The organism is Yoonia sp. BS5-3 (assembly GCF_038069655.2).
In the GTDB taxonomy this organism is placed as follows: Bacteria; Pseudomonadota; Alphaproteobacteria; order Rhodobacterales; family Rhodobacteraceae; genus Yoonia; species Yoonia phaeophyticola.
On record NZ_CP150951.2, the window covers coordinates 95,994 to 108,625 of the forward strand.

The following is a 12,632-nucleotide window of genomic DNA, read 5'->3' on the forward strand; positions in this document are numbered from 1 at the left end:
TTATTTTTGGTCGTGGACCGGCGGATTTCGCCACCGGGTTGGCTGGAACGGCGCATGCAAGGCCCGGTCAAGCATTTCAAGCCTGTCCTGGCCATAGAACATTTCACCCGCAAGCACATAACTGGGCGAGCCAAACACATTTGCGCGCAGCGCCTCACTTGCGTTCTCAGCGTAGCGCGCCAGGACGTCGGCACATTGGGCCAGTGCGATCAGCGCATCCCCGTTATGCCCAAGATCACTGGCCAAAGCGGCCAGTGTCGGCACATCAGATAGGTCCGCGTCATCGCCCAATGGGCCTGCAGAATAGCGTGCGCCAGCGCATCCACAGCCGGCCCTTGATCGCCCAGCGCGACGATCATTTGGCTGGCCAGACTGTAATCAGCATCATGGTAGGTCGGGCGGTGGCTGATCACTGGCACCGAACGCGTATCCGCCCATCGTTCGATTTCGCGACCAAAGAAATAATCAACATGGGCCTGCGTGCGGTCCCGAAACGGAAGGCTGCCTTGCGCCTCGACCACTGGCGATAGCGGGATCGGTCTGTGGATCAACCTGGCATCATGTGCTGCGCAGATAGCACTCAGCCGCGCCGAGCCCAGATAGGCAAAAGCCGAATGGGCCGAATAGTAATAGATGATTTCTGTCATAAGCTTGCCTGTGTGCCGTCCCAAGCAGAGTGACTACCTTACGGATAAGACACAAGCGCGCGATACGTGCGTGGCCGTTCACAGGCCGCAACCGCATCGTTTCGAATATGGGTAATAAACTCCCAGGCAGACATTTTTGTTTCAGTTTTTTCGGGTGCACGATCGGCAAACGAATCTGTTTATGATCGGAATCTCCACCTTTCCACCCGGTTTCGAACCCCGCGATGCTGCAGAGAAAAGTAAAATTTACTCAAAAAAGCGCGAATAAATTAATCACTCGCATGATTGTGCGACATTAACGGCGACTATCGCACCACCAATGGGGTGTCGCCATAATGTTGACAAATTCTAAACCTTCCTTAGCGTCACTCATTTTGTGACTTCGACTTTTTTTGTCGCTCGTCAAAGTTTTTTATGTGTTTTGTGAGGGGTGATATGATGTTTGATTCAGGCAAAAGTGCTGGAACAACCTTATCTTTCGACGCAGCAAGCGTCTCTTATCAAGGGGCGAGATCTTATCAAGAAGACTCGGTCCTGTGCAGCTTTCCAATCGGCCATCCACTGGGCTTTTCCGTTATCGCAGACGGGATTGGCGGCCATGTCTCGGGCCATGTCGCAAGTGCCTTGGCCACAACCGAGGTCTATAGCCAACTGAAGATGAACGAAGCGGCGCTGACTGCGGGAAGTCAGAGCATTCCGGCAACGCTGCAGAATGCCGCCAATCAGGCCAATGAACGCATCGCAGCCCATACCGCCGCCGATGATGAAACGACCGGCATGGGCTCTACCCTGCTCGTGACGGTGGTCAAGGGCGATAAGCTGCATTGGTTGTCGATTGGCGATTCACCATTGCTGTTGTTCCGCGGCGGTGCTTTGCGTCTGTTGAACAAAGACCATTCAATGGCCCCGCAGATCGATATGATGGTCAAGATGGGATCAATGACGCCCGAGGTGGGCCGCGATCATCCAGACCGCAACACGCTGGTGTCGGTCGTCGATGGCAATGAAATCGCCATGGTCGACTGCCCCACCGCCCCGCTTAGCCTGCTGCCGGATGATATCATCATCGCCGCCAGCGACGGTTTGCAATATCTGCCTAATGCGACCCTGGCCAATGTGCTGATGCTGTCCAAAGATGGGCGCAGCGCGGATATTGCCAATGCCCTTTTGGGTGCGCTGCAACAGTTGGATCACCCCGAGCAGGACAACACGGCCTTCTGCGTGATCAAGTTCGGCGATATGCGCCAGGCACCCAATGAATTGCACGCCGAGGATATCCCGGTTTTGGCGGTCGCCGACAGTGTCGAGACACCCCAGGCCCCCGCCGCTGCTACCGCACCGGACCCTGCCGCCGCAGAGGCCGAACGCGAGAAGAAGGCCTATTGGTATCGCGGTCAGAAATATTACAAAGATTAAGCGCTTGTCGGGATAGGGCTGGTTACAGCTCTATCTCGCCCGTTTCGCCTTCGGGCATCCAAAGCGGGGCGGTGGGTTTGCGCCGCATGATAATATCCCCATTGGGCATGAACTCCGGCGGGGCATAGTGGCTGAAATCATCGACCTCGGCCAGTAATTCAGACAGGGCTGGCCCCATCGTGGTGATAAATGTGCCCAGCTCCGGGCCCATTTCTTCCAATGTGCTGCGCAGATCATCGATGGCCGGGGCGACCTCTGACATCAGACCGCGCATAAGCAATTTTGCGCCCTCTTCCATCAGGTCAAACCCTTCGCTGACATCGTCTTCCTCATCCTGGGCGAGGACCGGCGCCGCGCAAATGCCCGCCGCGAAACAAAGGATCATAAGCCGTTTCATGCCATCTGTTATAGGCGATGAGGCCCCAAATTTCAAATCACAAACGGATATCAAGCACGACAGGAAAGTGATCAGAAGCCTGTAACAGCGCCGCGCGTAACGCTTTATTTTCATAGCATTCAGGATGATCAAACGGGTGCCAAATCTGCCAGGAGGGTGATTTTTTCATAAGTCCCGGTGAGATCATCACATAGTCCAAAAGCGCCTGCAGATAGGGTTGCCCCTTGCGCCGGAACCGGGCCGTGGCGGGTGTCGCCCCTACCCGGCGCCCCAGCACCATGCGCGCATGCGGATCAAAAAGCCGCGGCCCATCGCCTTCGCCCAAAACGATCTCGATCCCTGAGAGCCCGAAAAGCTTTTCATATTCATCCAAGCCCGGCCCATCATTGAAATCGCCAAGTACGATCAGGTCGTCCCCCCGCCCCAGGTGATGTTCGACCCTTTTACGCAGCCAGATACATTGCGCCAGTTGCTTGCGCCGGTTTTCGATCGAGATTCGGATGGCCTCTGCATCGCTGCGCGCGCCATGTGGGGCCTTGGATTTGGCGTGAACACCAATCAGCCGCAGCTTTGTCCCCCCAACGGTCAGCGCCACTTCGAGCGGCGGTTTGGACCAGCGCACCGGGTCAGGCGCCGCGTCCACATCAAGGTCCATGGCAAAATCGCGATCAAAGCGCGGGCTTTGCGGGTCATCGACGGGATCATGGACGGCTTGCACAACCGATGGATCATAAAGCAGGGCGATTTCCTGCTGGGTGTCATTGGTAAAGCCTGTCAGGGCCTTGGTGGTCCGCAATCCAAAATGCGCCGCAAAGAATTCGAGCGCGCGCACAGTGCTGCGGTTCGGGCTTGTATCTGGCGCCTCGATAATCATCACCGCATCTGCATCAAGTGCAGCAAACACGGCGCCCAGCGCGGCGGCCTGTTGCGCCTTGGTGACGTTCCAGCGCGATGACCAGCTATCGTCGCCTATCAACGCCCCGTCATTGTCAAAAAGCGTGTTGAACCATTCGATATTATAGGTTGCGATCCTCACGCAGCGGCCTGCTGGATTTCTTCCCAGGCGCGGTTGATCGCGACCATCCGGCGTTCGGCCAGCTTAATTGCCTCTTCAGGGACGCCCCGGGCGATCATTTGGTCAGGATGGGTTTCACGGACAAGCTTGCGCCAGGCAGCCCGGACCTCTTCCATCGGTGCAGAAGGGTCAACGCCCAGCACGTCATAGGGGTCGCGCTCCGCCTCGGCCACAAATTGCGCCCGGATCCCGCGAAAGCGGCGGTCGTCAAAGCCAAAGATCCCCGCGACCTGATACAGAAAATCATCTTCCTTATCGTGATAACGGCCATCAGCCACAGCGATATGAAAGAGCCCCTCCATCAAGTCACAAAGCGGCGCATCGTCATCGGCATACATTGCCTTGATCCGCCGGGCGTATATCTCAAATCCGGCAACATCCTGGCGGGCCAGGTTGAACACGCGGGCGGCGTTCGCCTCATCTTCGGGGGCGATGACAAAAACCTCGCGGAAGGCTACGACCTCATCCCGGGTGACGATCCCGTCCGCTTTGGCCATTTTGGCCCCTAGCGCGATGACTGCGATGGTAAAGGCAACCGTTCTGTCTGGCGCAGCGCGCAATTTGTCGAAAACAACAGAAAGCCCCTCACCCTTGGCCAGGGCGGCGATTGCGTCTGCCACACGCGACCAGATCGACATAGCGCGGTCCTTTCAAAGGCGTTTCTGCATCAGGACCAGATCGATCCAACGCCCAAACTTGAACCCGACTTCGGGCATGGTTGCAACCGTTTCAAAGCCGCAGGCCGCATGAAACCCAATGGCCGCCGGACATTCCGCGCTACATCCGGCAATCATCATGCGGATATCCTTGCTGCGCGCCATATCGCAAAGCGCCACCAACAATGCCTTGCCCCCGCCGCGCCCGCGCGCATCCGCGTGCAACATGATCGTATGCTCTGCGGTATGCCGATACCCAGGTCCGCCGCGAAAGGGAAAGAACCGCGCAAAGCCCATAACCTGCCCCGCCGCCTCCCAGACAAGCGTGTCTTGGGTGATAAGACTGCCCACCTCATCGTCACTTTTTTCGACCGTGTTGAAGGTGATCACCGTATCGCGGATCACCGTATTCCAGATGGCTGCGATCTGCGGCGCATCAGTTTTCGTTGCGGGGCGGATCGTCATAAGTGCCTGACGCCGGAAGGCGTGTCAAAACTGGCCGAGAACCCCTTTGGACCTTTCCGAAATTGCACCCGGGGGTCAGTCAAATCGCACATGGCTGCAATTCTGCCCGCCTCTGGATGGCTGACAACAAAGCTGCGCAGGCGGCAGCCACTGTCACGCAGCGTGCTGGCCGGATGGGCGCTGCCCGCACCCCATTTGATCAAGGTTGGATATGCGCCGTCATAGGGCAGGCTGCCATCCTCGGGCACGGTCAGCTGCCAGCGCAGATCGCCGCGCGACAGGTCCCTGGGCGGTCCTGCAATTGGGTCAAACTGCGTCGTTTGGCAAATCCAATTGGCCAGGCGCGGCGGGCCGGAAAAGCGATCAAGCGCAAACCAGCGCGGCCCGTCAAAGGCAGCCGCATTCGGATCAGGGGCAATCACCTCAAGATAAAGATCGCCAAGTCCCAACAAGGTGTTGTGTGTACCATAACGGCGATGTTTGCCGCCGAGTTGCAGCGTGACACCAAGTTGTGTTTCAACCCAGCCCGTCCCTGCTGCCAGATCGGAACAACCAACGGCGATATGATCAAAGGTCAAACGCATCACAAACGCGCAACGGCGCAGATCAAATTTCTAGAAATTTGATGCATCTCAACCCCGCGCCTCACCGATCAGGCCCAGAATATTCTGGGCCGCCTCGGGAATGTTCGTACCCGGGCCAAAGATCGCCTTGACCCCCGCATCATAGAGAAACTGATAATCTTGCTGCGGGATCACACCGCCGCAGATGACAATGATATCGTCAGCATCCGCGTCCTTCAGCGCTTGCACCAGCTTGGGCGCAAGCGTCTTATGTCCCGCCGCTTGGCTGCTGATGCCAATCACATGCACATCATTATCGATGGCATCCTGTGCAGCCTCGTCCGGAGTTTGAAATAGCGGGCCTACGTCCACATCAAAGCCAATGTCCGCAAAGGCGGTTGCAATCACCTTGGCCCCACGGTCGTGCCCATCCTGCCCCATTTTCACGACCAGCATACGTGGGCGTCGGCCTTCGTCTTCGGCAAAACACTCAACACTTTTTTGGATCGCGGCGAAGCCTTCATCGCCCTCATAGGCGGCGCCATAGACACCGGCGAGGGTTTTGACCTCGGCCCGGTGGCGCCCGAATGCTTTTTCCATGGCCATGCTGATTTCTCCGACTGTGGCGCGTTGGCGCGCGGCTTCGACTGCGGCTTCCAAAAGGTTCCCACCATCTTGCGCCCTGCGGGTCAGTTCTGCGAGGGCGGCGTTGCAGGCCGGTTCGTCACGCTGTTCTTTCGTGGCGATGATACGGGCGACCTGTGCGTCGCGGACGGCGGCGTTATCAATATCGAGGATATCAATCGGCTCTTCCGCGTCCTTGCGATATTTATTGACGCCGACAATCACCTCGGTCCCCCGATCAATCCCTGCCTGCCGTTTGGCGGCGGTTTCTTCGATCCGCAGTTTCGGCATGCCAGAGGCCACGGCTTTGGTCATGCCGCCCATTTCCTCGACCTCTTCGATCAGGGCCCAGGCTTTTTCCGCCAGTTCATTGGTCAGGCTTTCGACATAGTAAGAACCGGCCAGCGGGTCGACCACATTGGTCACACCGGTTTCCTCTTGCAGGATCAATTGCGTATTCCGCGCGATGCGTGCACTGAATTCCGTGGGCAAAGCAATCGCCTCATCCAGCGCATTCGTGTGCAAGGATTGCGTACCGCCCAGAACTGCGCTCATCGCTTCATATGCCGTGCGGATCACGTTGTTATACGGGTCCTGTTCTTGCAAAGACACGCCCGATGTCTGGCAATGGGTCCGCAGCATCGATGATTTGGGGTTCTTCGGCTCAAACTCGGCCATGATCCGCGCCCAAAGAAGGCGGGCGGCGCGCAGTTTCGCGGCCTCCATAAAGAAATTCATGCCGATGGCGAAAAAGAAACTCAAGCGGCCTGCAAACTGATCCACATCCATGCCGCGTGCGATGGCCGTACGCACATATTCGCGCCCATCGGCCAGCGTATAGGCCAGTTCCTGCACCAGATTCGCCCCGGCCTCTTGCATGTGATATCCGCTAATGCTGATCGAATTGAATTTCGGCATCTCCTGGGTCGTATATTCGATGATATCCGCGATGATCCGCATCGAGGGTTCGGGCGGATAGACATAGGTGTTGCGGACCATGAATTCCTTCAGGATATCGTTCTGGATCGTGCCGGATAAGACCGAACGATCATGCCCCTGCTCTTCGCCTGCCACGATGAAATTGGCGAGGATCGGGATGACCGCGCCATTCATCGTCATAGAGACGCTGACCTTGTCCAGCGGGATGCCGTCGAACAGGATTTTCATATCCTCGACACTGTCGATGGCAACGCCTGCCTTGCCCACATCGCCTTCGACACGGGGGTGATCGCTATCATAGCCACGATGGGTGGCCAGATCGAAAGCGACAGAGACCCCCTGCTGCCCCGCATCCAGCGCCTTGCGGTAAAAGGCATTCGACTCCTCGGCCGTGGAAAACCCCGCATATTGCCGGATCGTCCAGGGGCGGCCTGCATACATCGTGGCCTTGACCCCGCGCGTGAAAGGGGCCCGACCGGGGATACCACCCAAATGCGGCAGCTCAGCGATGTCTTCGGCTGTGTAAAGCGGTTTGACCGTGATGCCTTCCAGCGTTTGCCAATCCAGCGTCTCAAGCGGTTTGCCGCGCAATTCTTTGGTCGCGATTTCGGCCCATCTTGTCTTGTCTGTCATGTCATTCTCCGCAACGTCATGGACGCAAACGCAAAATTGTTTGCGGCAATTGCACCCAAAGGCTTAGCTTTTCTGCACGCGGCCTCTATATCTGTTCTTATGAAGTTACCCACATATATCGCCGCCATCATCGCGCTGGCTTGTGCACCCGCTGCCTTTGCCCAGGACCTGACGATCCCCGAGCGCTGGGAAGAGGACCATACACAGGTTTTCGATGCGGCCGAGATCAGCCTGACCGATCTGCAATGGATCGCGCGGCCTTTGGTTGTTTTTGCGGATACGCCAAACGATCCGCGCTTTCGCCAACAGATGGATCTACTGCTGGCAGATATCGATGATCTGGCTGAGCGGGATGTGATTGTCATCACCGACACCGATCCCGAGGGCGGGTCAGATCTACGTACCACACTGCGCCCGCGTGGGTATATGATGGCCCTTGTCGGCAAGGATGGGCGCGTGGCACTGCGCAAACCATCCCCTTGGAGCGTGCGCGAGCTGTCGCGCAGCATCGACAAGATGCCCCTGCGCCAGCAAGAGATCGCGGATCGGCGGTTGATCGGGCAATAAGCCACCTATTCGAACTCCATGATCACATCGTCAACGGCCAGGCTGTCACCGGCACCGGCATTGACCTTTTTGATCCGGCCCTTCTTTTCGGCGCGCAGGATGTTTTCCATTTTCATGGCCTCCACAGTGCAAAGCGCTTGACCCTCTTGCACCTCATCCCCTGCGGCCACATCGACCTTCACAATCAGGCCCGGCATGGGGCACAGCAGTTGTTTTGAGGTATCAGGCGGCAATTTTTCAGGCATCAACGCTGCCAATTCAGCCTGACGTGGCGTTCTTACATAGACCTTTAGATCGGCCCCACGATACCGCACGAAGAAACCGCTGGTAAAGCGTGTAACCTTCGCAACCAGATCATATGGTTCACCCACAACTCTTTGATCAACAGGATCAAATCGGGCGCGCACCAGTGTGTCACCCGGGCCCCAGCAAAATTCCATCGCGACCGAGCGCAGCTTTAAGTCGCCGATCTGATCCATGTCGAAATCATCTGGAATGCTTGCCAGCCGGGTGGCAGGCCACGCCCCCCTGTCGCGCGCTGCGTGGGGTTGCCTGGGGTTAAAGGCTAAATGCACAAGAAACTTTGCGGACCCGATTTGAACCACGAGAAGGCGTGGCGCTTTATATTCTTCGGTCCGCAGCGCCCCGCTGATTTGAGCATCGCGTGCACGATGAATCGCTTCCATTGTCGCACATAAGCGGGCAAGCTGCTCCATCACGTCCGAGGTCGGCTCTACACCGGCAAAACCTTCGGGGTATTCCTCTTCAATGAACGCCGTTGTCATATCGCCGCTTGTGAATTTCGGATGGTCGTAGACCGCCGATAGGAATGGTAAGTTGTGACCGATCCCTTCAACCTCGAACGCGTCCAGCGCTTTGCGCATCTCTTCAATCGCCGTGTCCCGGTCTGGGCCCCAGGTGCAGAGTTTGGCAATCATCGGGTCGTAATACATGCTGATCTCGCCACCCTCAAAAACGCCGGTGTCATTGCGGACGGCGTGGGTGTCTGTCGCGACCTCTTCCGGCGGGCGATAGCGGGTCAGACGCCCAATGGAGGGTAGGAAGTTGCGGTAAGGGTCTTCGGCGTAAAGGCGGCTTTCCATCGCCCAGCCGTTGATCTTCAAATCCGACTGCTCGAAGGGCAGCTTTTCTCCGGCAGCAACACGGATCATCTGTTCAACCAGGTCAATACCGGTGATCAATTCGGTCACCGGATGTTCCACCTGCAACCGGGTGTTCATTTCAAGAAAGTAGAAATTGCGATCACCGTCCACGATGAATTCAACCGTGCCAGCGCTGGTATAGCCCACGGCCTGCGCCAGGGCAGTAGATTGTTCACCCATGGCTTTGCGGGTCGCCTCATCCAAGAAAGGGCTCGGTGCCTCTTCGATGACCTTTTGGTTCCGGCGTTGAATGCTGCATTCACGTTCATGCAGGTAGACGGCGTTGCCGTGGCTGTCGCAGAGCACCTGAATTTCGATATGCCGCGGTTGGGTGACGAATTTTTCGATAAAAATTCGATCGTCGCCAAAGCTGTTGGCCGCCTCATTCTTCGAGCTTTGGAAGCCCTCGCGCGCCTCATCATCATTCCAGGCGATCCGCATGCCTTTGCCGCCGCCACCGGCGCTGGCCTTGATCATCACCGGATAGCCGATCTCATTGCTGATTTTCACCGCTTCATCGGCGTCCTCGATCAGGCCCATATAACCCGGCACGGTCGAAACATTCGCATCCTGCGCGATTTTCTTTGAGGTGATCTTGTCCCCCATCGCCTCAATCGCGCCTTTGGGTGGGCCGATGAAGGCAACGCCTGCGGCCTCAAGCGCTTCAGCAAATTTGGGGTTTTCGGACAGAAATCCATAACCCGGATGCACAGCCTCGGCCCCGGTTTGTTTGATGGCATCCATCACCTTATCGATGACGATATAGGATTGGTTGGCGGGGGGCGGGCCGATATGCACCGCCTCATCAGCCATCTTCACATGCAGCGCGTTGCGGTCTGCGTCTGAATAGATGGCCACCGTTTGGATGCCCATCTTGCGGGCGGTCTTGATCACCCGGCACGCGATCTCACCACGATTGGCGATCAGTATTTTCTTGAACATGCGCACATTCCTTCAGTCAAAATCCGGTGAGCTTTCGCCCGCAACACAGCGAGTTGTCTTGGCGTGATCCAGCCATCGCATACAATTGCATACAGCGTGACAGCTTGTGACAACCTGTCGCAGCCACGCCGTGTAATGGTCTGTCCATCGCCGGATGACCCCGGCTCATTTGAGAAGGAAGACCACCATGTCCACAATGAAACACATTTCGCGCAGCTTGCTTTACGCTGGCGTTACTGCCGCTGTTGCGCCGATTGCGGCCCAGGCCGAAACGACCATCGATGTTTACGGCTACACCAAACTTGATCTTATCTACGACCTTGACGCCAATCTGGGCGACACCACTGGCGGGCTCGGCAGCCTTGAGCCTGGGTTCGACAGCGACACCAGTAGTCGGGCGCATGCCCGCCAGACGCGGCTTGGGGTTCGGGTCGACAGCGATACCGCATGGGGCGACCTGAAAGCTGTAATCGAAGGCGATTTCTTTGGGGGCGCCGCCAACCCATTCCGCCTGCGCCAGGGGTATGGAGAGATCAACGGCATTCTTGCGGGGCAGACCTGGACCAATTTTATGCCCATCGAAAGCTATCCGGGCACCGTCGACTTCCAAGGACCTGCGGGCATTCCCTTCGCCCGGGTCGCGCAGCTGCGCTACACCTATGACACTGGTAGCGGCTTCAAACTCTCCGGATCCATTGAGGACGATGTATCGGCCAGCAGCGAAACCGGCGTCGTGGGCGAGTCTGACCACTTGGCGGTGACGGCGGCTGCCAGCTATGCGTTTAACGGCGGTTTTGTAAAACTGGCCGGTATCGGCAGACAGCTGAACGGCGACACTGGCGACGTCGACGGGTTCGGGATCAATCTGTCCGGCAACGTTCAGCCCTGGCAAGGTGGCAGCATTCAGGCCAGCTACACCACGGGTGAGGGCATTGGATCGCTGCTGGTGTTTGGCGGCACAGACGTTGACGGAGATGACGCAATTGAGACCGATGGTTTCACAATTGGCATCACCCAAGCTGTGAGCGAACAATTCAAGATCGGCGCGGCCTATGGTTTGCGCGAAATCGACAGCGGCGCCGCAACCGACACCGAGTCGCTTGAAACTATCCACGCCTCTGCGTTCTACTCGCCCGTCAGTGATGTCACCTTCGGTCTGGAGTATTTCACCGGAGAACGCACATTGTTCGATAACAGCACGGCCGAAGCAGACCGGATTCAGGCCTCGGTCCAGTTCACCTTCTGATGCGGAACTGACCCAGTCCTGTTGCCCCACCGCCCGAACCCAAGACGGGCGGTGGGGCGCTTTTCCTTTCGTCCGCGCCGTCGGGCGGGTACTGCGTTTACCGGCAGCCGTTGATGCCTGCGTCGTCGCACAGAACGCCGATCGCAGCGCCTGCGATAGCCGTACCTGTTGGATCTGTGTCCAGAACTTCAGCAGCCACAAGACCGCCTGCTGCACCTGCAACGCCGCGCTCGACATCGCCTTCAAGACAGCCGGCAAGGCCAAATACGGCAACTGCGGCGAGGATGATTGATTTTTTCTGCATAGTCTTCTGCCTAACTTTGTTGTTCCTGTGGCGTCGGGAATAACGCCCACTGCAGCTAACTCAATAGGGGAATGGCGATGATATCCAATATCAAGCGCAAATTTCCTGGCATATCGGCGAAAAAATGTCGCCGGCCCGCCTGTCAAACAGGCGAACCGGTCAAGGGAAGGGTAACGTAGTAGACAATTATCAATCAGAGGCTTGCTGGAACGCCCGATTGACAAAGACAGATTGCCGCATGCGCCCGGCATTGCAAAGCGACGTAATCTGTCCCCCCATAAATGGGCGGATTCTCGCCCCAGTTGCATGTCAAGAGATGTATTCCCGCGCGCCACAAACATTAACGCAAACCTTGGATTTCAGGGAAACTGACACCAGCGACCGCCACATCGATTTGCAGCAGCGCATCATAGCTGGTGGGATCAAACGGGTCCTCGGCCGGGATCACTTCACGGCCGAAAAGCCAGCTAAGACGTCCCGCATCCAGATTGCCGCGCACAAAGGGCTGATCGCCAAATTGCTCCCACAATGCTTGCATGAACCCCGCATCCGCGCGTTTGTCTGCCGGGCGACGGTCTGGATAGCGTATACGCTCGGTCAGGGCGGTGGCGATCCCGTCCTTGTTTGCGCGCCGAATGGTGAATTGGAAATCCGTGCCAGGAAGGCGTCCGGGGAAACCGCGATGCTTTTCCATATCACACCTCCTTGCGGCAAAGAGGTGCGTGGCGGACGGGGGCCTGTCCCCGCCCGCGACACAAATGCTTAGTTGACAATCCGCTCAGTTGAGACGGCCTGTAACAGGGCCATATCCGATGTAACTTGTAACGGGGAACGGTCCTGACTGCCCGATACAGCCACGAGCGCCAAAAGCGCCGCGAATGCAAAAGCCAGAAGTCCTTGTACCATTTTTGTTGCCTGCCTCTGGGTTTGCAGGGCCTTGGAGAACCAAGGCCCCACGAGGGTGCGAAATCCACTTCGCATGACATCATCATAGC

At 57.3% G+C, this 12,632-nt stretch carries 15 protein-coding genes; 3 read left to right on the forward strand and 12 right to left on the reverse strand.

The features are described from left to right. Both AABB29_RS00455 and AABB29_RS00460 read right to left on the reverse strand, forming a co-directional pair. Positions 1-264: a DsbA family protein gene (locus tag AABB29_RS00455; protein ID WP_341368813.1), complete on the reverse strand. Its 264-nt coding sequence runs from the start codon at positions 262-264 to the stop codon at positions 1-3. Continuing rightward, positions 210-647 (reverse strand): DsbA family protein, encoded by a 438-nt coding sequence (locus tag AABB29_RS00460; protein WP_341368812.1) that lies wholly within the window; start codon positions 645-647, stop codon positions 210-212. The genes AABB29_RS00455 and AABB29_RS00460 overlap by 55 nt, the downstream gene beginning before the upstream one ends. Positions 648-1,082: 435 nt before the next feature. Between AABB29_RS00460 and AABB29_RS00465 the strand changes: the two genes are divergently transcribed. Further along, positions 1,083-2,063 carry a protein phosphatase 2C domain-containing protein gene (locus AABB29_RS00465; protein WP_341368811.1) on the forward strand — a complete coding sequence of 327 codons (981 nt, stop codon included), beginning with the start codon at positions 1,083-1,085 and terminating at the stop codon, positions 2,061-2,063. A 22-nt stretch (positions 2,064-2,085) separates the two neighbouring features. On the opposite strand, the gene AABB29_RS00470 is transcribed toward AABB29_RS00465, so the two are convergent. The 6 genes from AABB29_RS00470 to scpA are packed head-to-tail and all read right to left on the reverse strand — an operon-like array spanning position 2,086 to position 7,415. After that, a complete protein-coding gene (locus AABB29_RS00470; protein ID WP_341368810.1) occupies positions 2,086-2,460 on the reverse strand; it encodes an AAA+ family ATPase in 375 nt (124 codons plus the stop codon). A gap of 37 nt (positions 2,461-2,497) precedes the next feature. Further along, positions 2,498-3,496 (reverse strand): endonuclease/exonuclease/phosphatase family protein, encoded by a 999-nt coding sequence (locus AABB29_RS00475; RefSeq protein WP_341368809.1) that lies wholly within the window; start codon positions 3,494-3,496, stop codon positions 2,498-2,500. Then, the gene (locus AABB29_RS00480) at positions 3,493-4,173 is read right to left on the reverse strand and encodes a molecular chaperone DjiA (protein WP_341368808.1); all 681 of its coding nucleotides are present in this window, start codon (positions 4,171-4,173) and stop codon (positions 3,493-3,495) included. Before AABB29_RS00480 ends, AABB29_RS00475 begins: the two co-directional genes overlap by 4 nt. Before the next feature lie 12 nt (positions 4,174-4,185). Beyond that, positions 4,186-4,656: an N-acetyltransferase family protein gene (locus AABB29_RS00485; protein ID WP_341368807.1), complete on the reverse strand. Its 471-nt coding sequence runs from the start codon at positions 4,654-4,656 to the stop codon at positions 4,186-4,188. Beyond that, positions 4,653-5,240 carry a VOC family protein gene (locus tag AABB29_RS00490; protein ID WP_341368806.1) on the reverse strand — a complete coding sequence of 196 codons (588 nt, stop codon included), beginning with the start codon at positions 5,238-5,240 and terminating at the stop codon, positions 4,653-4,655. The genes AABB29_RS00485 and AABB29_RS00490 overlap by 4 nt, the downstream gene beginning before the upstream one ends. 48 nt (positions 5,241-5,288) lie before the next feature. Next, a complete protein-coding gene (scpA, locus tag AABB29_RS00495) occupies positions 5,289-7,415 on the reverse strand; it encodes a methylmalonyl-CoA mutase (RefSeq protein WP_373636711.1) in 2,127 nt (708 codons plus the stop codon). Between the two features lie 99 nt (positions 7,416-7,514). Between scpA and AABB29_RS00500 the strand changes: the two genes are divergently transcribed. After that, the gene (locus AABB29_RS00500; protein ID WP_341368805.1) at positions 7,515-7,982 is read left to right on the forward strand and encodes a DUF4174 domain-containing protein; all 468 of its coding nucleotides are present in this window, start codon (positions 7,515-7,517) and stop codon (positions 7,980-7,982) included. 5 nt (positions 7,983-7,987) lie between these two features. Here AABB29_RS00500 and AABB29_RS00505 read toward each other — a convergent pair whose 3' ends face one another. Beyond that, positions 7,988-10,087, reverse strand: a complete 2,100-nt coding sequence (locus tag AABB29_RS00505; protein WP_341368804.1) for an acetyl/propionyl/methylcrotonyl-CoA carboxylase subunit alpha — start codon at positions 10,085-10,087, stop codon at positions 7,988-7,990. Between the two features lie 187 nt (positions 10,088-10,274). On the opposite strand from AABB29_RS00505, the gene AABB29_RS00510 reads away from it, so the two are divergent. Next, positions 10,275-11,333, forward strand: a complete 1,059-nt coding sequence (locus AABB29_RS00510) for a DcaP family trimeric outer membrane transporter (RefSeq protein ID WP_341368803.1) — start codon at positions 10,275-10,277, stop codon at positions 11,331-11,333. Between the two features lie 97 nt (positions 11,334-11,430). On the opposite strand, the gene AABB29_RS00515 is transcribed toward AABB29_RS00510, so the two are convergent. The 3 genes from AABB29_RS00515 to AABB29_RS00525 form a co-directional block, all read right to left on the reverse strand. Continuing rightward, positions 11,431-11,637: a hypothetical protein gene (locus AABB29_RS00515; RefSeq protein ID WP_341368802.1), complete on the reverse strand. Its 207-nt coding sequence runs from the start codon at positions 11,635-11,637 to the stop codon at positions 11,431-11,433. Between the two features lie 340 nt (positions 11,638-11,977). Next, a complete protein-coding gene (locus tag AABB29_RS00520) occupies positions 11,978-12,331 on the reverse strand; it encodes a hypothetical protein (RefSeq protein ID WP_341368801.1) in 354 nt (117 codons plus the stop codon). Positions 12,332-12,399: 68 nt separating this feature from the next. After that, positions 12,400-12,543, reverse strand: coding sequence for a hypothetical protein (locus AABB29_RS00525; RefSeq protein WP_341368800.1), 144 nt, complete (start codon positions 12,541-12,543; stop codon positions 12,400-12,402). Positions 12,544-12,632: the final 89 nt, after the last annotated feature.

Coding starts and splice junctions, on each gene's coding strand:
- AABB29_RS00460 (WP_341368812.1), bottom strand. CDS start 647: ATGACAGAAATCATCTATTACTATTCGGCCCATTCGGCTTTTGCCTAT.
- AABB29_RS00465 (WP_341368811.1), top strand. CDS start 1,083: ATGATGTTTGATTCAGGCAAAAGTGCTGGAACAACCTTATCTTTCGAC.
- AABB29_RS00470 (WP_341368810.1), bottom strand. CDS start 2,460: ATGAAACGGCTTATGATCCTTTGTTTCGCGGCGGGCATTTGCGCGGCG.
- AABB29_RS00480 (WP_341368808.1), bottom strand. CDS start 4,173: ATGTCGATCTGGTCGCGTGTGGCAGACGCAATCGCCGCCCTGGCCAAG.
- AABB29_RS00485 (WP_341368807.1), bottom strand. CDS start 4,656: ATGACGATCCGCCCCGCAACGAAAACTGATGCGCCGCAGATCGCAGCC.
- AABB29_RS00490 (WP_341368806.1), bottom strand. CDS start 5,240: ATGCGTTTGACCTTTGATCATATCGCCGTTGGTTGTTCCGATCTGGCA.
- scpA (WP_373636711.1), bottom strand. CDS start 7,415: ATGACAGACAAGACAAGATGGGCCGAAATCGCGACCAAAGAATTGCGC.
- AABB29_RS00500 (WP_341368805.1), top strand. CDS start 7,515: ATGAAGTTACCCACATATATCGCCGCCATCATCGCGCTGGCTTGTGCA.
- AABB29_RS00505 (WP_341368804.1), bottom strand. CDS start 10,087: ATGTTCAAGAAAATACTGATCGCCAATCGTGGTGAGATCGCGTGCCGG.
- AABB29_RS00510 (WP_341368803.1), top strand. CDS start 10,275: ATGTCCACAATGAAACACATTTCGCGCAGCTTGCTTTACGCTGGCGTT.
- AABB29_RS00515 (WP_341368802.1), bottom strand. CDS start 11,637: ATGCAGAAAAAATCAATCATCCTCGCCGCAGTTGCCGTATTTGGCCTT.
- AABB29_RS00520 (WP_341368801.1), bottom strand. CDS start 12,331: ATGGAAAAGCATCGCGGTTTCCCCGGACGCCTTCCTGGCACGGATTTC.
- AABB29_RS00525 (WP_341368800.1), bottom strand. CDS start 12,543: ATGGTACAAGGACTTCTGGCTTTTGCATTCGCGGCGCTTTTGGCGCTC.